Source organism: Comamonas sp. B-9 (genome assembly GCF_000410635.1).
Classification (GTDB): domain Bacteria; phylum Pseudomonadota; class Gammaproteobacteria; order Burkholderiales; family Burkholderiaceae_C; genus Comamonas.
Genome location: NZ_KE148554.1, coordinates 17,572 through 40,915 on the forward strand (window position 1 = coordinate 17,572; position 23,344 = coordinate 40,915).

Annotated in this window: 25 protein-coding genes; 15 read left to right on the plus strand and 10 right to left on the minus strand. The window is 64.4% G+C overall.

Features of this window, described 5'->3' with window-relative positions:
* Positions 1 to 9: 9 nt before the first annotated feature.
* From H928_RS0110265 to H928_RS27085, 14 genes are all read left to right on the plus strand, one after another.
* On the plus strand, positions 10 to 645 hold the full coding sequence (locus H928_RS0110265; RefSeq protein WP_021026421.1) for a DsbA family protein: 636 nt from the start codon (positions 10 to 12) through the stop codon (positions 643 to 645).
* A 19-nt stretch (positions 646 to 664) separates the two neighbouring features.
* Entirely contained in the window at positions 665 to 1,060 is a 396-nt protein-coding gene (locus H928_RS0110270; protein ID WP_021026422.1) for a nuclear transport factor 2 family protein, read from the plus strand.
* Positions 1,057 to 1,350 carry a TagF domain-containing protein gene (locus tag H928_RS0110275; RefSeq protein WP_021026423.1) on the plus strand — a complete coding sequence of 98 codons (294 nt, stop codon included), beginning with the start codon at positions 1,057 to 1,059 and terminating at the stop codon, positions 1,348 to 1,350. Before H928_RS0110270 ends, H928_RS0110275 begins: the two co-directional genes overlap by 4 nt.
* A gap of 65 nt (positions 1,351 to 1,415) precedes the next feature.
* Complete coding sequence (locus H928_RS0110280) at positions 1,416 to 2,366, plus strand: MBL fold metallo-hydrolase (RefSeq protein ID WP_052329912.1); 951 nt, start codon at positions 1,416 to 1,418, stop codon at positions 2,364 to 2,366.
* 156 nt (positions 2,367 to 2,522) lie between these two features.
* Positions 2,523 to 4,331, plus strand: coding sequence for a translation elongation factor 4 (lepA, locus tag H928_RS0110285; RefSeq protein ID WP_021026425.1), 1,809 nt, complete (start codon positions 2,523 to 2,525; stop codon positions 4,329 to 4,331).
* Positions 4,332 to 4,357: 26 nt separating this feature from the next.
* Complete coding sequence (gene lepB / locus H928_RS0110290) at positions 4,358 to 5,326, plus strand: signal peptidase I (protein ID WP_021026426.1); 969 nt, start codon at positions 4,358 to 4,360, stop codon at positions 5,324 to 5,326.
* Positions 5,327 to 5,351: 25 nt separating this feature from the next.
* Positions 5,352 to 5,720, plus strand: coding sequence for a DUF4845 domain-containing protein (locus H928_RS0110295; protein WP_043339557.1), 369 nt, complete (start codon positions 5,352 to 5,354; stop codon positions 5,718 to 5,720).
* Positions 5,721 to 6,404 (plus strand): ribonuclease III, encoded by a 684-nt coding sequence (gene rnc, locus H928_RS0110300; RefSeq protein ID WP_027010793.1) that lies wholly within the window; start codon positions 5,721 to 5,723, stop codon positions 6,402 to 6,404.
* 100 nt (positions 6,405 to 6,504) lie between these two features.
* Positions 6,505 to 7,497 (plus strand): GTPase Era, encoded by a 993-nt coding sequence (era, locus tag H928_RS0110305; RefSeq protein ID WP_021026429.1) that lies wholly within the window; start codon positions 6,505 to 6,507, stop codon positions 7,495 to 7,497.
* A gap of 114 nt (positions 7,498 to 7,611) precedes the next feature.
* Entirely contained in the window at positions 7,612 to 8,373 is a 762-nt protein-coding gene (gene recO, locus H928_RS0110310; protein WP_021026430.1) for a DNA repair protein RecO, read from the plus strand.
* A complete protein-coding gene (locus H928_RS0110315) occupies positions 8,370 to 9,140 on the plus strand; it encodes a pyridoxine 5'-phosphate synthase (protein WP_027010795.1) in 771 nt (256 codons plus the stop codon). Before recO ends, H928_RS0110315 begins: the two co-directional genes overlap by 4 nt.
* A gap of 24 nt (positions 9,141 to 9,164) precedes the next feature.
* Positions 9,165 to 9,557: a holo-ACP synthase gene (gene acpS, locus H928_RS0110320; RefSeq protein WP_021026432.1), complete on the plus strand. Its 393-nt coding sequence runs from the start codon at positions 9,165 to 9,167 to the stop codon at positions 9,555 to 9,557.
* Between the two features lie 56 nt (positions 9,558 to 9,613).
* The gene (gene nagZ / locus H928_RS0110325; protein WP_021026433.1) at positions 9,614 to 10,699 is read left to right on the plus strand and encodes a beta-N-acetylhexosaminidase; all 1,086 of its coding nucleotides are present in this window, start codon (positions 9,614 to 9,616) and stop codon (positions 10,697 to 10,699) included.
* A gap of 90 nt (positions 10,700 to 10,789) precedes the next feature.
* The gene (locus H928_RS27085) at positions 10,790 to 12,547 is read left to right on the plus strand and encodes an ABC transporter ATP-binding protein/permease (RefSeq protein ID WP_052329910.1); all 1,758 of its coding nucleotides are present in this window, start codon (positions 10,790 to 10,792) and stop codon (positions 12,545 to 12,547) included.
* A 110-nt stretch (positions 12,548 to 12,657) separates the two neighbouring features.
* On the opposite strand, the gene H928_RS30770 is transcribed toward H928_RS27085, so the two are convergent.
* The 4 genes from H928_RS30770 to lysS form a co-directional block, all read right to left on the minus strand.
* A complete protein-coding gene (locus tag H928_RS30770; RefSeq protein WP_021026435.1) occupies positions 12,658 to 12,831 on the minus strand; it encodes a DUF1328 domain-containing protein in 174 nt (57 codons plus the stop codon).
* A 127-nt stretch (positions 12,832 to 12,958) separates the two neighbouring features.
* Entirely contained in the window at positions 12,959 to 13,582 is a 624-nt protein-coding gene (locus H928_RS0110340) for a mechanosensitive ion channel family protein (protein WP_021026436.1), read from the minus strand.
* Positions 13,583 to 13,673: 91 nt separating this feature from the next.
* Positions 13,674 to 14,687: a hypothetical protein gene (locus H928_RS0110345; protein ID WP_021026437.1), complete on the minus strand. Its 1,014-nt coding sequence runs from the start codon at positions 14,685 to 14,687 to the stop codon at positions 13,674 to 13,676.
* 106 nt (positions 14,688 to 14,793) lie between these two features.
* On the minus strand, positions 14,794 to 16,335 hold the full coding sequence (gene lysS, locus H928_RS0110350; protein ID WP_021026438.1) for a lysine--tRNA ligase: 1,542 nt from the start codon (positions 16,333 to 16,335) through the stop codon (positions 14,794 to 14,796).
* Between the two features lie 253 nt (positions 16,336 to 16,588).
* Between lysS and H928_RS0110355 the strand changes: the two genes are divergently transcribed.
* Positions 16,589 to 17,146 carry a YggT family protein gene (locus tag H928_RS0110355; RefSeq protein ID WP_021026439.1) on the plus strand — a complete coding sequence of 186 codons (558 nt, stop codon included), beginning with the start codon at positions 16,589 to 16,591 and terminating at the stop codon, positions 17,144 to 17,146.
* A gap of 103 nt (positions 17,147 to 17,249) precedes the next feature.
* On the opposite strand, the gene accD is transcribed toward H928_RS0110355, so the two are convergent.
* The 6 genes from accD to H928_RS0110385 all read right to left on the minus strand — a co-directional run.
* Positions 17,250 to 18,122, minus strand: a complete 873-nt coding sequence (gene accD / locus H928_RS0110360) for an acetyl-CoA carboxylase, carboxyltransferase subunit beta (RefSeq protein ID WP_021026440.1) — start codon at positions 18,120 to 18,122, stop codon at positions 17,250 to 17,252.
* A 60-nt stretch (positions 18,123 to 18,182) separates the two neighbouring features.
* Positions 18,183 to 18,992 (minus strand): tryptophan synthase subunit alpha, encoded by an 810-nt coding sequence (trpA, locus tag H928_RS0110365; RefSeq protein WP_021026441.1) that lies wholly within the window; start codon positions 18,990 to 18,992, stop codon positions 18,183 to 18,185.
* On the minus strand, positions 18,989 to 20,257 hold the full coding sequence (gene trpB / locus H928_RS0110370; RefSeq protein WP_021026442.1) for a tryptophan synthase subunit beta: 1,269 nt from the start codon (positions 20,255 to 20,257) through the stop codon (positions 18,989 to 18,991). Before trpB ends, trpA begins: the two co-directional genes overlap by 4 nt.
* Positions 20,250 to 20,972: a phosphoribosylanthranilate isomerase gene (locus tag H928_RS0110375; RefSeq protein ID WP_043339574.1), complete on the minus strand. Its 723-nt coding sequence runs from the start codon at positions 20,970 to 20,972 to the stop codon at positions 20,250 to 20,252. Before H928_RS0110375 ends, trpB begins: the two co-directional genes overlap by 8 nt.
* 22 nt (positions 20,973 to 20,994) lie before the next feature.
* Positions 20,995 to 21,813, minus strand: a complete 819-nt coding sequence (gene truA / locus H928_RS0110380) for a tRNA pseudouridine(38-40) synthase TruA (protein WP_027010797.1) — start codon at positions 21,811 to 21,813, stop codon at positions 20,995 to 20,997.
* Between the two features lie 82 nt (positions 21,814 to 21,895).
* A partial coding sequence (locus H928_RS0110385) for a FimV/HubP family polar landmark protein (protein WP_021026445.1) occupies positions 21,896 to 23,344 on the minus strand: 1,449 nt, incomplete at its 5' end.

The following is a 23,344-nucleotide window of genomic DNA, read 5'->3' on the forward strand; positions in this document are numbered from 1 at the left end:
GGAATAGATATGAAACGCCTGTACTACATTTTTGACCCCCTGTGCGGCTGGTGCTATGGCGCGGGCCCGCTGCTGGAAAGCCTGGTGCAGCGAGCTGGCGAGCAGCTGCAGCTGCTGCCCAGCGGCCTTTTCTCGGGCGAGGGGGCCCGCCCCATGGATGAGGCTTTTGTGGCCTATGCCTGGAGCAATGACCAGCGTATCGAGCGCCTGACCGGCCAGCCTTTTAGCCAGCGCTACCGTAGCGAGGTGCTGGACAAGCCCCAGCAGATGTTTGACAGCGGCCCGGCCACCGTTGCGCTGACCGCCGTGCACCTGACCGCGCCACAGCGCGAGGCCGAAGCGCTCAAGGCGATACAGCATGCGCGCTATGTCGATGGGCTGGACAACACGGCCATCCCGGTGTTGCTGGAGTTGCTGCGCGGCCTGGGCCTGCATGGTGCGGCTGCCCGGTTGGCGCAGCCCGATGCCGCTTTGCTGGAGGCCAACAATGCCCGCATGGCCCAGGCGCGGCAGCTGATGCGCGAGCTGGACGCCCAAGGCGTGCCCAGCTTTGTGCTGGAGCGCGATGGCCAGCGCCAGCTGCTCAACGCAAGCACCGCTTTTTCCAAGCCCGAAGCCTTTGTGGCGCAATGGCTGGCCGCCTGAGCCTGTACGGAGACTCTGTATGACCACCAGCAACCTGGACACCATTGCCGCCACCTATGAAGGCAGCCCCGAGGACAACGCCCGCCATCTGATGGCCGCGCTCGCCCCCGAGGTGCTGTGGATCGAGGCAGCAGGCTCGCCCTATGCGGGCCAGTATGTGGGCACCGCGCAGATCGTGGAGGGTGTCTTTGCAAGGATTGGCAGCGACTGGGCGGTGTTCGGCGTTCAGGTGCATACCTACCTGGCCGATGGCGACCGGGTGGCCGCCTTTGGCCGCTACAGCGGCACCCACCGCGCCAGTGGCAAAGCGATGGAGGCGAGCTTTTCGCACCTCTACCAGCTGCGCGATGGCCAGATCATCCGCATGGAGCAGGTGGTGGACAGCGCCGCCATGCTGCAAGCGATGCAGCCATGACGGCCATGCACAGCGCCGACGAGCTGCGCGAGCTGCAAGTGCTGGCGGCCCAGCTGCAAGCGGGCCACTGGCGTGCCGCCCACGATGGCGTGCAGCGCTACCCGGGCCTGTTGGCCGCCTGGCTGCACGGCATCGTGCATTTGCAGGAAGGCGATCTGGAAGACGCCGAGAACTGGTATGAGCGCGCCGGCAAGCGCTTTCGCCAGCGCGAGAGTCTGGCCCTGGAGCTGGAAAAACTGCAGGCGGCGATTGCGCAAGCTATTGCAGAGCGCATCGCTGCCGATGTCTGAATCCCTGGGGTGCAGCCTCGCCTGTGCCCCCTTTCTTTGAACCTCTTTTGAAAGCAAACATGACCATGAAACAACGCTACTACACCCTGTCGGCCTGCGCATTGGCCGCTGCCCTGTTGGCCGGCTGTGAGCGCAGCAGCACGGCATCGGCGCCTGCTGCGCCAGCCGCCAGTGCGCCGGCAGCCCCCGCGCCGGCCGACACCCAGCAAGCTGCCCTGCGCACCGAGGTCTTCAACCCGGGCGAGCAGGCGATCTTTGCCGTGTCCTCGGTGCTGGTGCAGGGCAAGAGCGAGGTGCTGCTGATCGATGCGCAGTTCTCAGCCGAGCAGGCGCGCAAGCTGGCCGACAAGATCAAGGCCACCGGCAAGCGCCTGACGACCATCTATATCAGCCATGGTGACCCGGACTTCTACTTTGGTCTGGACACCCTGCAGGCCGCGTTCCCCGAGGCCAAGATGGTGGCCACACCGCAGACCATTGCCCATATCGAAGCCACCAAGGATGCCAAGCTCAAGGTCTGGGGGCCGCAGCTGGGCGAGAACGCACCCAAGCAACTGGTGGTGCCCCAGCCGCTGCAAGGCGACAGCCTGCAGGTCGATGGCCAGGCCTTGCAGCTGATCGGCCTCGATGGCCCGACACCCGACCGTACCGTGGTCTGGATTCCGTCGATCAAGACGGTGGCCGGTGGCATCCCGGTGCTGGCCGGTGAGCATGTCTGGATGGCCGATACCCAGACGCCGCAGTCGCACAGCGACTGGCTGGCGATGCTGGCGCGCATCAAGGCATTGAACCCGGAGGTCGTGATCCCCGGCCACTTTGCCGGCGCGATGCCCGCTGGCACGGCGGCTGTGGACTTTACCGCCGACTACATCCGCGCCTTTGACGAAGAAGCGGCCAAGGCCAAGGACGGCGCGGCGCTGGAAGCGGCGATGAAGCAGCGCTTCCCCAACCTGGGTGGCCTCGAAGGCCTGGCGCTGAGCGCCAAGGTGGCCAAGGGCGAGATGCAGTGGCACTGATGAAGGCTTGACAGGCCTTATCGAGTGGCACCCCGGCGGGATCGAGCCATCCCCGCCGGGGTGCATTGCTTTTTGCCTACAATGCGTGTTTTGGCTGGAATCTCCAGCCCCTTTGGCGTGCGCGCCAGATTCCAGGCCTTTTTCCGTTGTTTGTTAATGCAGCACATTCGTAATTTTTCCATCATTGCCCATATTGACCATGGCAAGTCGACCTTGGCGGACCGCCTGATCCAGTATTGCGGAGGCCTGGCCGAGCGCGACATGGAGGCACAGGTGCTGGACTCGATGGACATCGAGAAAGAGCGTGGCATCACGATCAAGGCGCAGACGGCGGCCTTGCAGTACAAGGCCAAGGACGGCAAGGTCTACAACCTCAACCTGATCGACACCCCCGGCCACGTGGACTTCTCCTATGAAGTCTCGCGCTCGCTGTCGGCCTGCGAAGGCGCGCTGCTGGTGGTCGATGCCTCCCAAGGCGTCGAAGCCCAGACGGTGGCCAACTGCTACACCGCGCTGGACCTGGGCGTGGAAGTGTTCGCGGTGCTCAACAAGATGGATCTGCCCAATGCCGACCCGGACAATGCCAAGGCCGAGATCGAGGATGTGATCGGCATTGATGCGAGCGATGCGATTCCCTGCTCGGCCAAGACCGGCATGGGCATTGAAGAAATTCTGGAAGCCGTGGTGGCCAAGGTGCCGCCACCCAAGGGCGAGCCCGAGGCGCCCCTGCGCGCGATGATCGTGGATAGCTGGTTTGACCCCTATGTAGGCGTCGTGATGCTGGTGCGCGTGGTTGATGGCCAGCTCAAGAAGAACGAGCGCTTCAAGATGATGGCTACCGGCGCGGCCTACGAAGCCAACAGCCTGGGCGTGTTCACGCCCGCCAACGAGTCGCGCGATGTGCTCAGGGCCGGCGAGGTGGGCTACATCATTGCCGGCATCAAGGAGTTGAAGGCCGCCAAGGTGGGCGACACCATCACCCTGGAAAAGAAGCTGCCCAACAACCTCGGCCCGGCCAGCGCGCCGCTGCCGGGCTTCAAGGAAGTCAAATCCCAGGTGTTTGCCGGCCTGTACCCGACCGAAGCCTCCGAATACGACCAGCTGCGCGATGCGCTGGAAAAACTCCAGCTCAATGATGCGGCGCTGCACTACGAGCCCGAAGTCTCGCAGGCGCTGGGCTTTGGCTTTCGCTGCGGCTTCCTGGGCCTGCTGCACATGGAAATCGTGCAGGAGCGCCTGGAGCGCGAGTTCGACCAGGACCTGATCACCACCGCGCCCAGCGTGGTCTACCAGGTGCTCAAGGCCGATGGCGAACTCGTCGATGTGGAAAATCCCTCGAAGATGCCCGATGCCGGCCGTCTCGAAGAGGTGCGCGAACCGATCGTGACCGTGCACCTCTATATGCCCCAGGACTATGTCGGCCCGGTGATGACCCTGGCCAACCAGAAGCGCGGTGTGCAGATGGACATGGCCTACCACGGCCGCCAGGTGATGCTGACCTATGAGATGCCGCTGGGCGAGATCGTGCTGGACTTCTTTGACAAGCTCAAATCGGTCTCGCGTGGCTACGCCTCGATGGACTACGAGTTCAAGGAATACCGGGCCTCCGACGTGGTCAAGGTCGACATTCTGCTCAACGGCGAGAAGGTGGACGCGCTGTCCATCATCGTGCACCGCTCGCAGTCGGTCTACCGTGGCCGTGCGGTGGTAGCCAAGATGCGCGAAATCATCAGCCGCCAGATGTTCGATGTGGCGATCCAGGCGGCGATTGGTGCCAACATCATCGCCCGCGAAACGGTCAAGGCCATGCGCAAGAACGTGCTGGCCAAGTGCTATGGTGGCGACATCACGCGTAAGCGCAAGCTGCTCGAAAAGCAGAAGGCCGGCAAGAAGCGCATGAAGCAGATCGGCTCGGTGGAAGTGCCCCAAGAGGCGTTCCTGGCGATTTTGCAAGTGGACGATTAAGAAGAGAAGAAGCCAAGAACAACGCTATGCAACTCCTGACAACACTGATTCTGGCCGCTTTTGTGGCCTATATGGGCGCCTGGTACAGCGGCGCCATTGAAGGCAATTTTGCACTGCTGCTGTTTTTGGCCACGGTGATCACCGGCGCCTACTGGCTGGCAGAGCGCTTTTACTTCTTCCCCCGGCGCCAGGCGGCCGCTGCCCAGCTCGAGGCCTCGGCGGCAGAGCGCCGCCGGCAGCTCGATGCCCAGGGCATCACCAAGGTCGACGGCGACGATGTGCAAGAGGGCAAGACGCGTCTCCTGATGCAGCCCTGGTGGCTGGACTGGACCGCGGGCCTCTTCCCGGTGATCGCCGTGGTCTTCATCCTGCGCTCCTTCCTGTTCGAGCCCTTCAAGATTCCTTCGGGCTCGATGATTCCCACCTTGCAGGTGGGCGACCTGATCCTGGTCAACAAGTTCACCTATGGGGTGCGCCTGCCGGTGATCAACAAGAAGATCACCGAAGGCACGGCGCCCAAGCGCGGCGATGTGATGGTGTTCCGCTACCCGCCGCAGCCGAGCATGGACTACATCAAGCGTGTGGTGGGTGTGCCCGGAGATGAGGTGGCCTACATCAACAAGCGCCTGACCATCAATGGCAAGGCGGTGCCGACGACCAACCAGCCCGATTACTTCGAGCAGGATGCGATGCGCTACTTCAAGCAGATTGAAGAGCAGCTGGGCGACAAGCCACACCGCTCCATCATCAACCCGGACGTGCCCAACTTCGTGCAGGGCGTGACGGACTTCAAGTACAAGGACAACTGCCGCTACAGCGTCGAGGGCGTGACCTGCAAGGTGCCCGAAGGCCATTACTTCATGATGGGCGACAACCGCGACAACTCGTTGGATTCCCGTTACTGGGGCTTTGTGCCGGATGCCAATATTGTCGGCCGGGCCTTCTTTGTCTGGATGAATTTCGGTAACATCAAGCGTATCGGACCGTTTAACTAAAAAAGTTTTCTAAGAGGGATTGACTATGCAGGCTATGAAACAAGCACCCCGGCAGCGCCAGCGCGGCATGTCGTTCATCGGTGTGGTGCTCTGGGGTTTCATCATCGTGGCCCTGGCCATTGTGGGCAGCAAGGCAGTCCCGATCGTGATCGAGAACATGAACATCAAGAAGGCCGCCGTCAAGGCGGCCCGCCAGGGCACGACGGTGCAGGAAGTGCGCGCCATCTATGAGCGCTCGCAGGCGATTGATGACATGACCTCGGTCAATGCCAAGGATTTGGAAGTGACCAAAGACACGGACGGCAAGATTGTGGTGTCCTACAGCTACGAGCGGGACATCCCCTTGTACGGGCCAGCCTTTCTGGTCTTCCGTTTTAACGATAGTGTGAAGTAGGTGGAATCAGAACTCAGTCGATTGCAGGAACGCCTGCAGTATTCTTTTGCGAACGGTGCGTTGCTGCAGCGAGCGGTAACGCACCGTAGTTTTTGTGCGGATCACAATGAGCGCCTGGAGTTTCTGGGCGACTCGGTGCTGGGCCTGGCGGTATCGACGATGCTGTTCCAGAAGCTCAAGGGCACCCCGGAGGGCGAGCTCTCGCGCATGCGCGCCAACCTGGTCAAGCAAGACACCTTGCACCAGATTGCGCTGCGCCTGCAGCTGGCCAAGGTGCTGCGCCTGGGCGAAGGCGAGTCCAAATCGGGCGGGCGTGAGCGCCCCTCGATCCTCGCCGATGCGGTCGAGGCGATTATTGGAGCGGTTTACTTGGATGCCGGCTACACGCAGGCCGAGGCGATCGTGCATCATCTCTATGAGCGTGTCGAAATCTCGCAGCACATGCCCGCCGCATCCAAGGATGCCAAGACGGCGCTGCAGGAGTGGCTGCAGGCACGCAAGAAATCGGTGCCGGAGTACGTGGTGACCGGCACAACCGGGGCTGCGCATGCGCAGACCTTCCATGTCGACTGTGTGGTGCCGGCCTTCCAGGCCCGCAGCGAAGGCGCTGGCGCATCGCGCCGTGCGGCCGAGCAGGCGGCAGCCGCCATCATGTTGCAACAACTGCAGACCCAGCATCGCTAAGCTTTTTATGACCTCGAAAAAAACCCCATCTCCAAGCGCTGCTGGCCAAGACCCTGCAGAGCTGTTGCCTTCGGGCCAGACCCTCTCTGACCTGGACGCGATGCTCGCGGCCGCCAAGCCAGGAGCCACCGTGGCCCGCGTCAGCGCCCCCGATGCCGGCCAGACCGAGGCGCCCGCCGCACCCGCAGCACCTACCGGCCCGCAGCGCTGCGGCCTGATTGCCATCGTCGGCAAGCCCAATGTGGGCAAGTCCACGTTGATGAATGCGCTGGTTGGCCAGAAGATCTCGATCACCTCGCGCAAGGCGCAGACCACGCGCCACCGCATCACCGGTATCCGCACGAAGGACAACACCCAGTTTGTGTTTGTCGATACGCCGGGCTTTCAGACCCGCCACTCGCGCGCCTTGAACAAGTCGCTCAACAAGACGGTGATGGGCGCCATCGGCGATGTCGACCTGATCCTGTTTGTGGTGGAAGCGGGCAGTTTCACCTTGGCCGACGCCAAGGTGCTGTCGCTGTTCAAGCCCGGCATTCCCACCTTGCTGATTGCCAACAAGCTCGACACCGTGCACCGCCGCCATGAGATTGCGCCCTGGCTGCGCGACATGCAGGAGCGCCATCCCTTTGCCGAGTTCGTGCCGATGTCGGCCAAGAACAAGGGCGATATCGAGCGCCTGTTCGGCATCTGCGAAAAGTACCTGCCCGAGCAGGCCTGGTTCTACGGACCGGAAGAGCTGACCGACCGCAGCGAGAAGTTTCTCGCGTCCGAGACCGTGCGCGAAAAGCTTTTCCGTTTTACCGGCGATGAGCTGCCCTATACCTCGACGGTGGTTATTGACAAGTTCGACGAGGAGCCCAGCAAGACGCATGGCCGCTTCATGCGCATTGCAGCGACCATTGTTGTCGAGCGCGATGGCCACAAGGCCATGGTGATTGGCGAAAAGGGCGAAAAGCTCAAGCGCATCAGCACCGAGGCACGCCAGGAGCTGGAAAAGCTGCTTAACGCCAAGGTGTTCCTGGAAGTCTGGGTCAAGGTCAAGTCCGGCTGGGCCGATGACGAGGCCCGGGTCAAGTCCTTCGGCTACGAATAAGCGCCAAGGGGCGCAACACCGGCGCACCGCCTGCTGTGCCCGGTTGGCGCCCAGCGCCTGGTACCTGACCTCTTCTGTGGCCCCAACGGGGTCACGTACTGCACCCCCTGAGCCATGGCTGTCAAGCGCGTCAACGAGGAACCGGCCTATATCCTGCACCGGTACGACTGGAGCGAATCCAGCCTGGTGCTGGAATGCTTTACCCGGCACCGGGGACGCGTGGCCCTGGTCGCCAAGGGCGTTAAAAAACCCACCTCCAACTTTAGGCCGGTGCTGCTGGCCTTGCAGCCGCTGCGCCTGTCCTGGGGCATTGCGGGCGAGGGGGCCTCGGACATCCACACGCTCAAAAGCGCCGAGTGGGTCGGCGGCCACACGATGCCGGTGGGCGCGGGCCTGCTCTCGGGCCTGTACCTCAATGAGCTGCTGATGCGGCTGCTGGCGCGCGAAGACCCGTTTGCCAACCTGTTCGACATCTATGCCGGTGTGGTGCGGGTGCTGGCCACCGACCATGGCGAGGTGCTCGAGCCCGTGCTGCGCGCCTTTGAGCTGCTGCTGCTGCGCGAGCTGGGACTGCTGCCATCGCTGGCGGCGCAAACGCTGTCGCTGCAGCCGCTCCAGCCCGCCACGCGCTATGTGCTGGTGCCCGATGCCGGCCTGCGCGAGGCCCATGGGCAGGACAGGGCGGGGCTCAGCGGTGCACAATGGGAGGACTTGGAGCAAGCGCTGTCCGCTGCAAACCCCTATCCTGCGGTGCTCAGGGCTTGCGTGTTGTGCGCCGCAGAGTTAAAAGTTCAGTTGCGTACGCTGCTGCAACACCATTGTGGTCAGCCGGTATTGCGTACGCGCCAGTTGATGATGGATATCCAATCACTATGACTACCCCCGTGAAAACTGCCCTGTCTATCAACCTCAACAAGGTGGCACTGGTGCGTAACACCCGCCACCTGGATATCCCGAGCGTGACGCGCGCGGCACGTCTGTGCCTGGAAGCGGGCGCGCAGGGGATCACCGTGCACCCGCGGCCGGACGAGCGCCATATCCGCCCGGGCGATGTGGAGCGGCTGGCCGATGTGATCGCCACCTGGCCGGTCAAGCGTGAGTACAACATCGAAGGCAATCCTTTCCAGAATCTGATGACCTATGTGCGCCAGTACCGTCCGCACCAGGCCACCTTTGTGCCCGATGGCGAGGACCAGTTCACCAGCGACCATGGCTGGAACTTTCCGCAAGACGCCGAGCGCCTCAAGCCGCTGGTGGACGAGTGCAAGGCACTGGGCGTGCGCGTGAGCCTGTTCATGGACCCGATCCCCGAGCAGATGGCCGCTGCCAAGGCGGTGGGCGCCGACCGCGTCGAGCTCTACACCGAGCCCTATGCGGCCGCCTTTGGCACGCCCGAGCAAAGTGTGCAGCTGGCGCGCTATGTGGCCGCTGCCAAGGCGGCGCAGGCCGTGGGCCTGGGCGTCAATGCCGGCCATGACCTGAGCCTGCGCAACCTCACTCCCTTTGTGACCCATGTGCCCCAGGTGCTGGAAGTGTCGATCGGCCACGCCTTTGTCACCGATGCGCTGGAGATGGGCTACGCCGAAGCCGTGCGTGCCTACCGCCGCTCGCTCGATGCCCGCGCCGATGGCGTGCTGCTGTAACGGCAGGCCCAGGTCTGTGACAGCATGATCTACGGTATTGGCACCGACATCTGCGATATCCGCCGCATCCGCGCTACGTTGGAGCGCCAGGGCGAGCGCTTTGCCCACAAGGTGCTGGCCGAGGGCGAGCTGGCCGTCTGGCGCCGCCGCAGCGAGCGCTGGCCTGACCGGGGCGTGCGCTACATGGCCACGCGCTTTTCGGCCAAGGAGGCCTTCAGCAAGGCCGTGGGCCTGGGCATGCGCATGCCGATGACCTGGCGCAATTGCGAGGTCATCAATCTGCCCAGCGGCAAGCCGGGCATCCGGCTGCATGGCGAGCTGGCCACCTGGTTTGAGGCGCAAGGGCTGACGGCCCATATCACCGTGACCGACGAGGTCGACTATGCCGCGAGCTTTTGCGTCGTCGAAAAGCTCTGATTCCCGCTCCCCCGGGCCCTGCCAGGGCCCGTTTTTGAATTGTCCGCATCCCTCCCATGCACGCTCCTCTGATCATTGATATCGCCGGCAAGGCCCTGACCGATGCCGACCGCGCCCGCCTGGCCCACCCGCTGGTGGGCGGCATCATCCTGTTTGCCCGCAACTGGGAGAGCCGCTCGGCGCTGGTGCAGCTGTGCGCGCAGATCAAGGCCATCAAGCCGGATTTGCTCATTTGTGTGGACCACGAGGGCGGGCGCGTGCAGCGCTTCCGTACCGATGGCTTCACGCACCTGCCATCGATGCGGCATTTTGGCCAGATGTGGATGGACGACGGCCAGGGCCGCCAACACCGCCCGGGCAGCGGCGCGATGCGGGCGATGAATGCCGCTACCGCAGCGGGCTATGTGCTGGGTGCCGAGCTGCGCGCCTGCGCGGTGGATTTCAGCTTTACCCCGGTGCTCGATCTGGACTATGGCGAAAGCTCGGTCATCGGTGACCGCAGCTTTCACCGCGACCCGCGCGTGGTGGCGATGCTGGCCAAGAGCCTCATGCATGGCCTGCTGCAGGCGGGCATGGGCAACTGCGGCAAGCATTTTCCTGGTCACGGTTTTGTCAAAGCCGACTCGCATGTGGATATTCCCGTCGATAGGCGCAGCCTGAGCGCCATCCTGGCCGAGGATGCCGCGCCTTACCCCTGGCTCAGCAGCGTGCTGACGGCCGTGATGCCCGCCCATGTCATCTACCCCAAGGTGGACAAGCGCCCGGCTGGCTTTAGCGAGAAATGGCTCAAGGATGTGCTGCGTACGCGCCTGCGCTATGACGGTGCGATCTTCAGCGACGACCTGAGCATGGAGGGCGCGCGCCGCATCAATGGCAGCTTGATCAGCTACACCGAGGCGGCGCTGGCGGCCTTGTCTGCCGGCTGCGACATGGTGCTGCTGTGCAACCAGAGCCTGGGCCTGGGCGCCCATGTGGATGAGCTGCTGGACGGCATGGACGACGCGCTGCGCAGCGGTCGCTGGCAGCCCGACGAGGATTCGGAATCGCGCCGCCTGGCGCTGCTGCCCGAGACCGTGCCCCAGCCCTGGGATGAGCTGATGCGCCAGCCCGCCTACCAGGACGCGCTGGACCTGCTCGGCTGAGCTCCCGCGTGGCTGGCTGCGGCGGCGGTTTAAGCCTCGCCTCAGCCCCGTCGTCTAGATTGCTCTTATCCCCTAGATGGCTGAGAGCATATGCCCCTTCACAACCCCTTGCGCCGCGTGGCGCTGGCTGGCCGCGAGGCCCTGGCGCTGACGCGGCCCTATTTTGTCTCCGAGGACAAGCTCCGCGCTTGGGGCCTGCTGGCCGCCATCGTGGCGCTCAACCTGGCAGCGGTGTTCATGCTGGTGCAGATCAACAGCTGGAACCGGGTGTTCTACGACGCGCTGCAAAACAAGCAGGCCGATGTGTTCTGGCACCAGCTCTGGCGCTTTTTGTGGCTGGCGCTGGTCTACATCGTCATTGCGGTCTACAAGTTCTACCTCACCCAGCTGCTGCAGTGGCACTGGCGGCGCTGGCTCACCGAGCACCTGCAAGGCCGCTGGCTGGCCCACAAGGCCTTCTACCGCATGGAGCTGGGCCGCTACAGCGGCAGCGAGCAGATGCCGGACAACCCCGACCAGCGCATCCAGGAAGACATCAACCTGTTCAGCAGCTACACCGTGGCGCTCAGCATGGGGCTCTTGAACGCCCTGGTCACCTTTGTCAGCTTTGTCGGCATCCTCTGGGGGCTGAGCGCGGCGATGGATCTCAGCCTGCCTGCCATGCTGGGCGGCGGCAGCCTGCATATTCCTGGCTTTATGGTCTGGATGGCCGTTGTGTATTGCCTCGTGGGCAGCGCCATATCGCTGTGGCTGGGCAAGCCCCAGGTGGGCCTCAATATCACGCAGCAGCGCATGGAGGCCGACTACCGCCACCACATGGTCCGGGTGCGCGAGCATGCCGAGGCGATTGCGATGGACGGCGGCGAGCGGGTGGAAGGCGCGCAGCTGCGCCTGCGCTTTGCCGATGTGCTGGGCAACTACCTGCTGCTGATCCGCCAGCAAAAAAAGCTCGCCTGGTTCACCAATTTCTTTGGCCAGGCCGCCGTGGTGTTTCCCTTCATCATTGCGGCGCCGCGTTTTTTCAGCGGCGCCATCCAGCTGGGCCAGCTGATGCAGATTGCCTCGGCCTTCAACCAGGTGCAGGATTCGCTCAGCTGGATCGTCAACAACTACAGTGATATAGCGGCCTGGCGGGCCACCACGCGGCGTCTGGCGAGCTTTGAGGCCGGTCTGCGCGCCCAGGCCCAAGCCCAGGGCCCGTCGCTGGAAGCGGCCGACCATCTGCAAACCCAGGGCCTGCAGGTGGCGCTGCCGGGGGGCCGGGTGGTCATCGACGATGCGGCCCTGCAGCTGGCCGCTGGCCAGGATGTGCTGATCAGCGGGCGCTCGGGCAGTGGCAAGTCGACCTTGCTGCGCAGCCTGGCCGGTATCTGGCCCTTTGCGCGCGGCCGGGTGCTGCGGCCGCAGGACAGCATGTTCATCGCGCAGCGCCCTTATTTTCCTGATGGCAGCCTGCGCCAGGCCTTGGCCTACCCGCAGCCCGCGAGTGACTATGGCGATGGCCAGCTGCAGGCAGCCTTGCGTGCAGCGCAGTTGGCGCCGCTCATGGAGCGGCTCGATGAGGTTGCTGCTTGGAACGCCGTGCTCTCCGGGGGCGAGCAGCAGCGCCTGGCGATTGCGCGGGTCCTGCTCAAACGCCCCGCCTGGGTGTTTGCCGACGAGGCCACCAGCGCGCTGGACCAGGCGACCGAAGCCGAGGTCTATGCGCAGCTGCTGCAAATGGTGCGTGAGCGCGGAGGGTCTCTGGTGTCGGTTGCCCACCGCGACAGCGTACAGGCCTTCCATGGCGGGCGCTGGCAGCTCGATGCGGCGCAGCATGCGGTGCTGCCGGCCTCTGCAGCGCGCTAGGCTGCACCGCCTTGGCGGTTGGGCCGGCTGCGATGGGCCGAAAAAATGCCTGCACCAGGCAGGCGTGCAGGCATGCAGGCATTTTTCAGTGCTGGCTGTGAAGGCAGAGGTCAGGCGACGGCGCCGACACCCAGCAGGGCGATGACCAGGAAGATCACCGTGATGGCGATAAAGATAAAGAACAGGATCTTTGCAATACCCGCTGCGCCCGAGGCAACACCGGTAAAGCCGAACACGCCGGCCAGCAACGAGATCACCGCAAAAATAATGGCCCACTTCAGCATCGAACACCTCCTGTTGTCATGTGATGCTTCGATGTTAAGCACGAGGCCAGGGCGCAGTCGTGGGCCGAAGATGTAAGTAGCGGTAGGCTGGCGCTGACAGTGGCTGATTTGCGGCTGCAAGCGCCCTTTAAGGCACCGATGGGGTCTGCGCTGGCTCTGCCGGGCTGGCCTCAGGCGGCTGCTGCGGTGGTGGATCGTCGGTCCAGCGGCGCACCACCTTTTGGAAGATATGGGTGTTGGGGATCTGCAGCACCACGCTCTGGCTGCGGTCGGCTGCAAAGTCCTCGATGGTGGTGTAGAGCATGTTGATATCGACCACCCGGCCCTTGGCACCGGGCTTGTCCAGGCCGTCGAGCACCTCGATATAGTCGCCCAGCCGGTAGGGTCGCACGGTGAAGATCAGCACCGCGCAGAAGAAGTTGGACAGCACGCTCCAGGCGGCGAAGAAGGCCACGGCGCCGACGGCCGCAAAGCCGGAGAATGCCGTCCACAGCACGGTGGCGCTGACCCCCAGGCGCTCCAGAATCAACAGGCAGGTGCCGCCAATGATGAGCCAGCGCACGAGGCCCTTGATCGGCACGGCCAGCTCCAGCGGCCAGTGGTAGTGCTGGGCCATGCGGGTGATGAGCTTGCGGGTGACATAGTTGAGCGTGATGGACAGCAGCAGGATCAGGCTGATCTGCATGGCCGGCACGATGATGTCCACCCATTCGGTGGCCCAGTCAGGGATCAGGAGTTTGAGTCGGTTCATGGCAGGCGGGGGGAGCGCAGCGGGCGCCAAGGCAGCCCGTGGAGTTGGATGCGCCGATTATCGGCGACGAGGGGCCGCGTTGGGGCCGCGTTCATGCCAGCGGCAGCTGGCTTTCCTCGGCACGGCAGGCCTCGTCATGCCAATCGACCAGCGCCTGGATATCCATCGCGATGCGGGCCTGGCCCAGCTGCGCGACGAAGCGGCAGGCGCTGTACTGCGCCGCTTGCTTGTCGTAGACATGCGTCCAGTCTGCCCGTGCTGCCAGCTGGTTGGCCGCGACGGGCCAGCGCCGCACCTGGGGGCTGGGGCCGGACAGGCCCATGCGCCAGGGCTTGCCGGTGACGCGGGCGCGAAAGCACTGCTGCTGCAGGCACAGGCGCTGGTAGATCGGATCGACCTGCAACGCAGAGAACAGCGCCTGCACCGCGCCGTCCGTGGGCGCCATGGCCTCATGGGTGACGATGATGCGCAGGCCCTTGGGTGTGCTGTAGACGCGCAGGCCCCAGTCGGGGTGCTGCTGGCTGAAGGCGGTGACCCGCTCCAGCGCCAGCTGCCGGGGATCGGCGCTGCCGGCCTGCTTTTGGCGCAGGTTCAGCAAACGCCTGAGCCACAGCGCGAGCACGACCACGGCGCCTGCCAGCACCGCCACGGCGGGCAGCACGCTGCCCTGCGCAAAGATGACAAAGCAGGCCGCCAGCGCAAAGACTGCCGCGATCAGCAGCGGTGCCGCGCTGGGGGGCTTTGGCTGCGGCGGGAAGTCCATGTCGGCAATGGCGACATCGGGGGTGTTGAGGCAGTGCGCGCCGTAGCTGTTGCGCGTCATCACCGCCCGGCCGCGCTGGCCCAGAATCTCTTCGCGGATGGGGGTCTGGCCGTTCAGCCCATATTCCCCCAGCCGCTCCATGCGCTGAAAGCGGGCATCGAGGTTGCGCGCCTGCGGGGCGCTGAGCACCTGGTCGAGCGCGGCCTGGGCGCGCTGCTGGGCATGGGCTTGCGCGGCATCGGGGCTCTGGTCGGACCAGCCCCAGCGTTGGACGGTGGCGCCATGGCGCGGGCTGGTCTCATGGCGCAGGCGCGCTTGCGCCCAGTAACGGGGTATCTGCATGCAGGCCAGTATATCGGCGGCGGCTGGCCATGAAAAAGCGGCACAGGCTCTGGGCAGAACCTGTGCCGCTGGGCGCTGCTGGCAGGCCGGGGGCCTGCGGGGCGCCTTATTGCTCCCGGCGCAGCGCGGGGAACAGGATGATGTCGCGGATGCTGGCGCTGTCGGTCAGCAGCATCATGAAGCGGTCGATACCGATGCCGCAACCGCCGGTGGGCGGCATGCCGTACTCGAGCGCGCGCACAAAGTCGTGGTCGTAGTACATGGCTTCGTCATCGCCGCCATCCTTGGCTGCAACCTGGGCGTTGAAGCGCGCGGCCTGGTCTTCGGCATCGTTCAGCTCCGAGAAGCCGTTGCCGAATTCGCGGCCGGTGATGTAGAGCTCAAAACGCTCGGTCACTTCGGGGCGGTCATCGTTGGCGCGGGCCAGCGGGCTGATCTCGGTCGGGTGCTCCATGATGAAGGTGGGGTTCCAGAGCTTGTCTTCGACCACTTCCTCGAAGTACAGCACCTGCAGGCTGGCCAGGGTGCGGCCCGCCAGCTTGTCCTTCTCTTCCTTCATGCCCAGCTTCTTCAAGGCATTGGTGAGCCATTCGCGGTTGCCCACGTTCTCGCCGGCATCGGTGTACTTGACGATGGCTTCGGTGATCGTCAGGCGCTCGAAAGGCTTGGCGAGGTCCACCGGCTTGCCGCCATAGGTCAGCTCCAGGGTGCCCACGGCCTTCATCGCCGCGTCGCGGATCAGCGCTTCGGTGTAGTCCATCAGATCGCGGTAGTTCCAGTAGGCTGCGTAGAACTCCATCATCGTGAACTCGGGGTTGTGGCGTACCGACACCCCTTCGTTGCGGAAGTTGCGGTTGATCTCGAACACGCGCTCGAAGCCGCCCACGATCAGGCGCTTGAGGTAGAGCTCGGGGGCGATGCGCAGGTACATCTCCTGGTCCAGCGCATTGTGGTGGGTGATGAAGGGCTTGGCATTGGCACCACCGGGGATGGGGTGCAGCATGGGGGTTTCGACTTCGAGGAAGCCGTGCTCGACCATGAACTCGCGGATGCCGGAGACCGCCTTGGAGCGGGCCACAAAGCGCTTGCGGGCGTCTTCGTCGGTCATCAGGTCGACATAGCGCTGGCGCACCTTCTGCTCCAGATCGGCCATGCCGTGGAACTTGTCGGGCATGGGGCGCAAGCTCTTGGTGAGCATGCGGATCTGGGTCACCTTGATCGACAGCTCGCCGGTCTTGGTCTTCATCAGCTGGCCTTCGGCACCGATGATGTCGCCCAGATCCCACTTCTTGAAATCGGCGTACAGCTCTTCGCCCACCGCATCGCGGGTGACATAGAGCTGGATGCGGCCGGTGGCATCCTGCACGGTGGCAAAGCTGGCCTTGCCCATCACGCGCTTGAGCATCATGCGGCCGCCGACGCTGACGGTCAGCGCGGCAGCGTCCAGATCGGCGGCGTCCTTCTCGGCATGGGCCGCAATCAGGTCGGCTGCGCGGTCGGCGGGCTTGAAGTCATTGGGGAAGGCCACACCTTTGCCTTGGCGCTGTGCTTCGCGCAGGGCTTTGAGTTTTTCGCGGCGCTCGGCAATCAGTTGGTTTTCGTCGTGCGCAACCGGCGCGGTCTCGGGAGTGGTGTGGTTTTCAGACATGAAGAGGCCAGCATTGCGCTGGTAAACGGCCAAAACCTGTCATTTTAAGATTTTTAGCGTGCCCTGTGCCGGCAAAAGCCGTAGTGTCCGACTGCTGCGCCGCTTTTCGTCCCTGGCGCGCTGGGGGATTTGCTGGCGCCGGCCAGGGGCGCGGCTCTAGAATATGAGCTTCAAGCCCTTTGTCATTGGCCTGCCAGCTTCATTTTTAATAGCAAATTCGCATTCTCGGGATGGCTCCCGACTGGAAACACCGATGCTTTTTCAAATCCTGTCCCTGCTGCTCAATATCGCAGGTGGTCTGCTGACCGGCGCCTGCCTGCTGCGCTGGTACATGCAGTACCAGCGCGTCTCCTTCAACAACCCGCTGGGGCAGCTGGTGCTGGCGCTGACCAGCTGGATGGTGCTGCCCTTGCGCAGGATCACCAAGGGCCTGCCCGGCGGTGACTGGGCCAGCATTCTGGGTGCCTGGCTGGTGCAGGTGGTCCAGTTTGTGCTGCTGTGGCTGGTCGCGGGCGGCCTGACATCGCTGTTGTCGGTGCTGGTGGTGGCCACCATTGGCGTGGCCAATATCGCCATCTCCACGATGGTGGTGGTGACCCTGGTGCATGCCGTGCTCTCCTGGCTGTCTTCGGGCAATGCGGTGATGAATGCCGTGTTCTACCAGCTCACCGCGCCGCTGCTGCGCCCCTTGCGCAAGGTCATTCCACTGATTGGCGGGGTCGATCTGTCGCCCATCGTGCTGCTGGTGGGCTTGCAGATCATCTCCATCATGCTGGCCCATCTGCAATCCCGGCTGCTGATGGCCGTGTGATGTGACCCTTGGGGCGCCAAGCCCGGACGCAAAAAACCGCCTAGGGCGGTTTTTTTTATGAGGATTCGCGGCCCCCAGCGAACCGCTGGGGTAGCGAGGCCGATCAGGCCACTGCGTCAGCCGGCAGGCGCTGCAGCATGGCCAGGCTGCTGGCAATGCGGTCGCGCAGCTCGCGGCGGTCGACAATCATGTCCACACCACCCTTTTGCTGCAGGAACTCGGCGCGCTGGAAGCCTTCGGGCAACTTGACGCGCACGGTGTTCTCGATCACGCGCGGGCCGGCAAAGCCGATCAGCGCCTTGGGTTCGGCCATGACGATATCGCCCATGAAAGCGAAACCGGCAGACACGCCGCCCATGGTCGGATCAGTCAGCACGCTGATGTAGGGCAGGCCCTTCTTGGCAAAGCGGGTCAGCGCGGCATTGGTCTTGGCCATCTGCATCAGGCTAAGCAGGCCCTCTTGCATGCGCGCGCCGCCGGTGGCGGTAAAGCACACAAACGGCACCTTTTGCTCGATGGCGGTTTCGACGCCGCGCACAAAGCGCTCGCCAACGACCGAGCCCATCGAGCCGCCCATGAATTCAAACTCGAAGCAGGCGACCACCAGGTTGATGCTCTTGACCGAGCCACCCATGACGACCAGTGCATCGGTCTCGCCGGTGTTTTCCAGCGCTTCCTTGAGGCGCTCAGGGTACTTGCGGCTGTCCTTGAACTTCAGCGCATCGACGGGCAGCACTTCCTGGCCAATCTCGTAGCGGCCTTCGGCGTCGAGGAACTGGTTCAGGCGCGCGCGCGCCGACATGCGGTGGTGGTGGCTGCACTTGGGGCAGACATTGAAGTTGTGCTCCAGGTCGGCCTTGTACAGCACGGCTTCGCATGCAGGGCACTTGATCCACAGACCTTCGGGCATCTGGCGACGCTCGGCCGGGTCGGTGTGCTGGATCTTGGCGGGTAACAGTTTCTCTAGCCAGGACATGGTTGTTTTCCTTTGCTCTCGCACTCAAGGGGCTGCGCACGGCGCAGCCCAGGAGGCGCATTATGCGTCAAGCGCCTTGCGGATGCCACGCAAAAAATCGGAGACCAGCGCCACGACTTTCTCGTGCGGCTGGTTTTCGATCAGCTGGATGATGCGGGTGCCGATCACCACGGCATCGGCCACCTTGCCGATGGCCTGGGCCGTCTGCGCATCGCGAATGCCAAAGCCCACGCCCACAGGGATGTGTACATGCTGGCGGATCAGCGGCAGGATCGCTTCGACGGCGCCGGTATCGAGCGTGCCCGCACCGGTGACGCCCTTGAGCGAGACGTAGTACACATAGCCACTGGCGACGCGCGCCACTTGCTGCATGCGCTCTTGCGTGGAGGTGGGCGCCAGCAGGAAGATGAGGTCCATGCCATGCGCACGCAGATCGGCCGCAAAGGCTTCGCATTCTTCGGGCGGGTAGTCTACCACCAGCAGGCCATCGACTCCGGCGGCAGCGGCATCGCGCACAAAGGCGCCCTTGCCGTGCACCTGGTCATAGCGTTCGACCGGGTTGGCGTAGCCCATCAGCACCACGGGGGTGCTGTTGTCCTTGACGCGGAACTCGGCCACCATGGCCAGCACCTGCTTCATGCCAATGCCCAGCGACAGGGCCTTTTCTCCGGCCTTCTGGATGACGATGCCATCGGCCATCGGGTCCGAGAAGGGCACGCCCAGCTCGATCACATTGGCGCCCGCATCGACCATGCCATGCATCAGCGCAGGCGTGATGTCGGCAAACGGAAAGCCGGCAGTGACATAGGGAATCAAGGCCTTGCGGCCGGCCAGCTTCAGCTGGTCAAAAGTAGCGGCGATACGGCTCATTTGGTGTAGCTTCCCTTGACGGCCACGCCGCGGCTGGAGGGTTGGGCATAAAAGTCGACGCCCGAGAGATCGGCCACGGTGCCAATGTCCTTGTCGCCCCGGCCCGACAGGCTCACGAGGATGGACTGGTCGGCGCGCATGGTCTTGGCCAGCTTCATCGCATAGGCCACGGCGTGGCTCGATTCCAGCGCCGGGATGATGCCCTCGGTATGGCAGAGGTAGTGGAAAGCGTCGAGCGCCTCCTGGTCGGTGATGCCGACATACTGGGCGCGGCCAATTTCCTGCAACCAGGCGTGCTCGGGGCCCACGCCGGGGTAGTCGAGACCTGCGCTGATCGAATGCGTTTCGGTGATCTGGCCGTTGTCGTCCTGCAGGATGAAAGTGCGGTTGCCATGCAGCACGCCTGAGGAGCCGCGCTGCAGCGACGCCGAGTGCTTACCGCTGTCCAGGCCTTCGCCGGCCGCTTCCACGCCGATCAGACGCGTGTTCTCATAGGGGATATAGGGGTAGAAGATGCCCATGGCATTGCTGCCGCCACCCACACAGGCGATCACCGCATCGGGCTGCTCGGCAGCCATGTTCTGTTCCTTGAACAGCGCCGGCATCTGGGTCAGGCACTCATTGCCGATCACGCTCTGGAAATCGCGCACCATCATCGGGTAGGGGTGGGGGCCGGCGACGGTGCCGATGATGTAGAAGGTGTTGTCCACATTGGCAACCCAGTCGCGCATCGCTTCGTTGAGCGCGTCCTTCAAGGTCTTGCTGCCCGACTCGACCGGCACCACGGTGGCGCCCAAGAGCTTCATGCGGTAGACGTTCGGGCTTTGGCGGCGCACATCTTCGCTGCCCATGTAGACCACGCATTCGAGGCCATAGCGGGCGCAGATCGTGGCCGTCGCCACGCCATGCTGGCCGGCGCCGGTCTCGGCAATGATGCGCGGCTTGCCCATGCGCTTGGCGAGCATGGCCTGGCCGATCACATTGTTGATCTTGTGGGCGCCGGTGTGGTTGAGGTCCTCGCGCTTGAGGTAGATCTGCGCGCCACCCATCTCGCGCGACATGCGCGCAGCGTGGTAGACGGGCGAGGGGCGGCCGACATAGTGGGCCAGCTCGTACTGGAATTCGCGCAGGAACTCCGGATCGTTCTGGTACTTGTCATAGGCCTCGCGCAGCTCGACCAGGGCGTGGGTCAGGGTTTCGCTGGCAAAGCTGCCGCCATAGGGGCCGAAATGGCCCGCGGTATCGGGTTGCTGGTATTCAAACATGGAAGGGATTCTTGGCAAGTAGTGTGTCAGCGGCACGCACGGCTGCGACAAACTGTTGGATTTTTTCGGCGTCCTTGGTGCCCTTGATGGTCTTGCCATCGGCACCGGTCATCTCAACGCCCGAGCTCACATCCACCGCGAGCGAGATGCAGCGCGGTCTGACTTGCACAATGCCATCGGTCACGTTTGCAGGCGTGAGTCCACCAGACAAAACGAGATGAGAGGCTACGTTTGTTGGAAGCAGTGACCAATTGAATGCTTTGCCGCCGCCGCCGAACCCCTCGACATGGGCGTCGAGCAGGATGGCCTTGGCGTGTGAATATCGATGGGCGTATTCTACGAGGTCGAACTGCACCGCAGCGTCGCCAAGGGGTATGCGTGCGGCGCGCAAAAAGCTGCGCTCGCCGCCGCCGGTCGACGCCAGGCATTGCTCCGGGCTCTCGTCACCATGGAACTGGGCGATGGCGCCGGGCACGCGGGCGCAGGCGGCCATCACCTGGGCCGGGGTCTCGTTGACAAACAGCAGCACCGGCGTCACGAAGGCGGGCAGGCAGCGGGCCAGCTCGGCGGCGCGCTCAGCGGTCACGGCCCGGGGGCTGGCGGGGGAGAGCACAAAGCCGATGGCATCGGCGCCGGCGGCCACGGCCGCGTCCACATCCTGTTCGCGGGTCAGGCCACAGATCTTGATGCGGGTGCGGCCCGCGCTTGCTTGCATGGCGGTCAATGGAGCTCCTTGTTCAGGCAAACCAGTCAAACGAGATGGCCTCGCTGGGCAGGCCCCAGTGCGCATCGTACTGGGGGCCCAGAAAGTACAGGCCATCGGGGGAGAAGGTGGGGGCGGCGGTCTCGCGGCTGCGCGCGTCGAGCACCTCTTGCATCCATTCTGGCGGCTTGGTGCCCTGGCCAATCACGACCAGGCAGCCCATGATGTTGCGGATCATGTGGTGCAAGAAGGCGCTGCCCTGGAAATCAAAGCGCCAGTAGCAGGACGGCACGCCATCGCGCGAGGCACTGGGGCGCTGCGCGCTGCGGCCAATATTGATCGCATACAAGGTCTTGACGGGCGACTTGGCCTGGCAGCCGGCGGCGCGAAACGAGGAGAAATCATGCTCGCCCAGCAGGTACTGCACCGCGCGCTCCATGGCCTGCAGATCCAGCGGCTGGAACACCCAGCCGACCCGGCCATGCTCCACGCTGGGGCGCACCGGCGACTGCAGCAAGGCATAGCCATAGCGGCGCGAGGTGGCGCAGGCGCGGCTGTGGAAGGCATCGGGCACGCTGCGCGCCCATTGCACGGCAATGTCCTTGGGCAAGAAGGTGTTGGTGCCACGCACCCAGGAGGCTTCGGTGCGCTCGACAGGGGCGTCGAAATGCACCACCTGCATGAGGCCGTGCACACCGGCATCCGTGCGGCCAGCGCAAATGGTGGAGAGGGGGGAGGCGGCAAAGCGGCTCAGCGCCGCTTCAAGATGGTCTTGGACAGTATTGCCGCTGGGCTGGCTTTGCCAGCCCTGGTAGGCCTGTCCGTTATAGGTGATGCCCAGGGCGATTCGCATGGCGCCATCATAAGGCTGCCGGCCCACCCGGCCATGAAAAAGCCCCGCAGAGCGGGGCTGGTGCCGGGAGAGCGGCTGCGGGTCAGCGGCTTTGGTCCAGCAGGCGCTGGGCCTGGGCCTTGACCGTGGCACTGGACGACTCGGCCATGACTTCTTCAGCCAGCGAGCGCGCGCCTTCCTTGTCGCCGATGGCCAGGAATTCCTGGGCCAGGGTCAGCTTGGTGGCCAGCGGATCGCTGTCATCGATCTCCAGACCGGCCATGTCATCGGCCAGGGTGACTGGATGCGTGTGGTCTGGCTCGCCGGTGCTGGGCAGGTCCAGCGACAGCGAGGTCATGTCGAAGTCCATCGTCGGCATGCTCTTGTCGCCAATGGGCATCTGCGCCGTGCTTTGGCTGTCGAAGTCGCTCAGCTGGAAGTCGAGCGAGCCGGGTTGGGTCTCCAGGCTCTGCGCGGCGCTGTGGCTGGCACTGGGCGAGAGCTCGGACGGAATGCTCAGCGCTTCGGCCAGCTGGCGGTCAAAGTCTTCCATCGACAGCGCAGGCTTGCCAGCAGCAGGCGCCAGTGCTTCAAAAGCCAGGCCCGCATCAGCGGCCGGCGCAGCTGGCGCGGCCACCGGGGCAGCAGGCGCTGCCGGTGCCTGGAACTGAGAGGCGGCATCCGGGGTTTCGGTCAGCTGGCTGCTCATCGCGAAATCCAGACCGGTGGAGGGGCTGAATGCGCTGGCAGGGCTGGAGGCTGCCATCGTCGTGGGCGGCAGCGTGTTCTCGAAAGGAATCGGCTCGGCGCGCGCAGCAGCAGCGGCGGCGGCCAGCGCGGCAGGCGTGGCGATCTCCGCCGCAGAAGGCACAGCAGCGGTGTTGTTCTGGTAGATCGGGTTGGCCGCGTCCAGCTCCTGGCCCAGCGCCGCGATGCGCAGCCAGTCGGGGCCGGTGCCACCGGTCAGCTGGCGGGCATCCTTGGCGATGCTCTCCAGCGCCAGGCGGTCCTTGCGCTTGGCGTAGATCTCGGCCAGCTTGGCATGCAGTGCGCTGCGCGTCGGGCTGGTGCGCAGCGCCTCCTTGAGGATTTCCTCGGCCTGCAGGTCACGGCCATAAGCCAGGTAGACATCGGCTTCGGCCACCGGGTCGACATCGCCGGCATCGAGCTGGCTGGGGGTGTAGGCCAGCGAGGAGTTGCCGGTGGTCATCGCGCTCACCGAGGTGTCGATGTGCTGGCCACCGCTGGCGCCAAAGAACGAGTCCTGGGCCAGGCTGCTCTCGAGCACCGAGTCGGTCGCGGCGTTGACGCCTTCGTTGCGCTTTTTGTTGCGGTACCACAGGCCGCCGAGCAGCGCGAGGATGGCCAGGCCGCCCGCTGCGGGCAGCAGGGGGTTGTCCAGCAGCTCATCGACGAAGCTGGGCTCTTCGACCGGCGCAGGTGCCGGAGCGGGCTTGGGCTTGGGTGGGGCCGCAGGTGCCGGGGCTGGTGCTGCTGCAGGTGCTGCGGCGTCGCTGGAGCCAGCAGCAGGCGCTGGAGCCGGTGCCGTGGC

Bases quoted from the DNA above. Each gene is read 5' to 3' on its own strand.
- trpA (WP_021026441.1), bottom strand. From the start codon at position 18,992: ATGAGCCGTATCGCCGCTACTTTTGACCAGCTGAAGCTGGCCGGCCGC.
- nagZ (WP_021026433.1), top strand. From the start codon at position 9,614: ATGCACGCTCCTCTGATCATTGATATCGCCGGCAAGGCCCTGACCGAT.
- accD (WP_021026440.1), bottom strand. From the start codon at position 18,122: ATGTCCTGGCTAGAGAAACTGTTACCCGCCAAGATCCAGCACACCGAC.
- lysS (WP_021026438.1), bottom strand. From the start codon at position 16,335: ATGTCTGAAAACCACACCACTCCCGAGACCGCGCCGGTTGCGCACGAC.
- H928_RS0110355 (WP_021026439.1), top strand. From the start codon at position 16,589: ATGCTTTTTCAAATCCTGTCCCTGCTGCTCAATATCGCAGGTGGTCTG.
- lepA (WP_021026425.1), top strand. From the start codon at position 2,523: ATGCAGCACATTCGTAATTTTTCCATCATTGCCCATATTGACCATGGC.
- H928_RS0110275 (WP_021026423.1), top strand. From the start codon at position 1,057: ATGACGGCCATGCACAGCGCCGACGAGCTGCGCGAGCTGCAAGTGCTG.
- H928_RS0110345 (WP_021026437.1), bottom strand. From the start codon at position 14,687: ATGCAGATACCCCGTTACTGGGCGCAAGCGCGCCTGCGCCATGAGACC.
- era (WP_021026429.1), top strand. From the start codon at position 6,505: ATGCTCGCGGCCGCCAAGCCAGGAGCCACCGTGGCCCGCGTCAGCGCC.
- H928_RS0110375 (WP_043339574.1), bottom strand. From the start codon at position 20,972: ATGCAAGCAAGCGCGGGCCGCACCCGCATCAAGATCTGTGGCCTGACC.
- H928_RS0110270 (WP_021026422.1), top strand. From the start codon at position 665: ATGACCACCAGCAACCTGGACACCATTGCCGCCACCTATGAAGGCAGC.
- recO (WP_021026430.1), top strand. From the start codon at position 7,612: ATGGCTGTCAAGCGCGTCAACGAGGAACCGGCCTATATCCTGCACCGG.
- H928_RS0110280 (WP_052329912.1), top strand. From the start codon at position 1,416: ATGAAACAACGCTACTACACCCTGTCGGCCTGCGCATTGGCCGCTGCC.
- truA (WP_027010797.1), bottom strand. From the start codon at position 21,813: ATGCGAATCGCCCTGGGCATCACCTATAACGGACAGGCCTACCAGGGC.
- acpS (WP_021026432.1), top strand. From the start codon at position 9,165: ATGATCTACGGTATTGGCACCGACATCTGCGATATCCGCCGCATCCGC.
- H928_RS30770 (WP_021026435.1), bottom strand. From the start codon at position 12,831: ATGCTGAAGTGGGCCATTATTTTTGCGGTGATCTCGTTGCTGGCCGGC.
- H928_RS0110340 (WP_021026436.1), bottom strand. From the start codon at position 13,582: ATGAACCGACTCAAACTCCTGATCCCTGACTGGGCCACCGAATGGGTG.
- H928_RS0110265 (WP_021026421.1), top strand. From the start codon at position 10: ATGAAACGCCTGTACTACATTTTTGACCCCCTGTGCGGCTGGTGCTAT.
- lepB (WP_021026426.1), top strand. From the start codon at position 4,358: ATGCAACTCCTGACAACACTGATTCTGGCCGCTTTTGTGGCCTATATG.
- H928_RS0110295 (WP_043339557.1), top strand. From the start codon at position 5,352: ATGCAGGCTATGAAACAAGCACCCCGGCAGCGCCAGCGCGGCATGTCG.
- H928_RS0110315 (WP_027010795.1), top strand. From the start codon at position 8,370: ATGACTACCCCCGTGAAAACTGCCCTGTCTATCAACCTCAACAAGGTG.
- H928_RS27085 (WP_052329910.1), top strand. From the start codon at position 10,790: ATGCCCCTTCACAACCCCTTGCGCCGCGTGGCGCTGGCTGGCCGCGAG.
- trpB (WP_021026442.1), bottom strand. From the start codon at position 20,257: ATGTTTGAATACCAGCAACCCGATACCGCGGGCCATTTCGGCCCCTAT.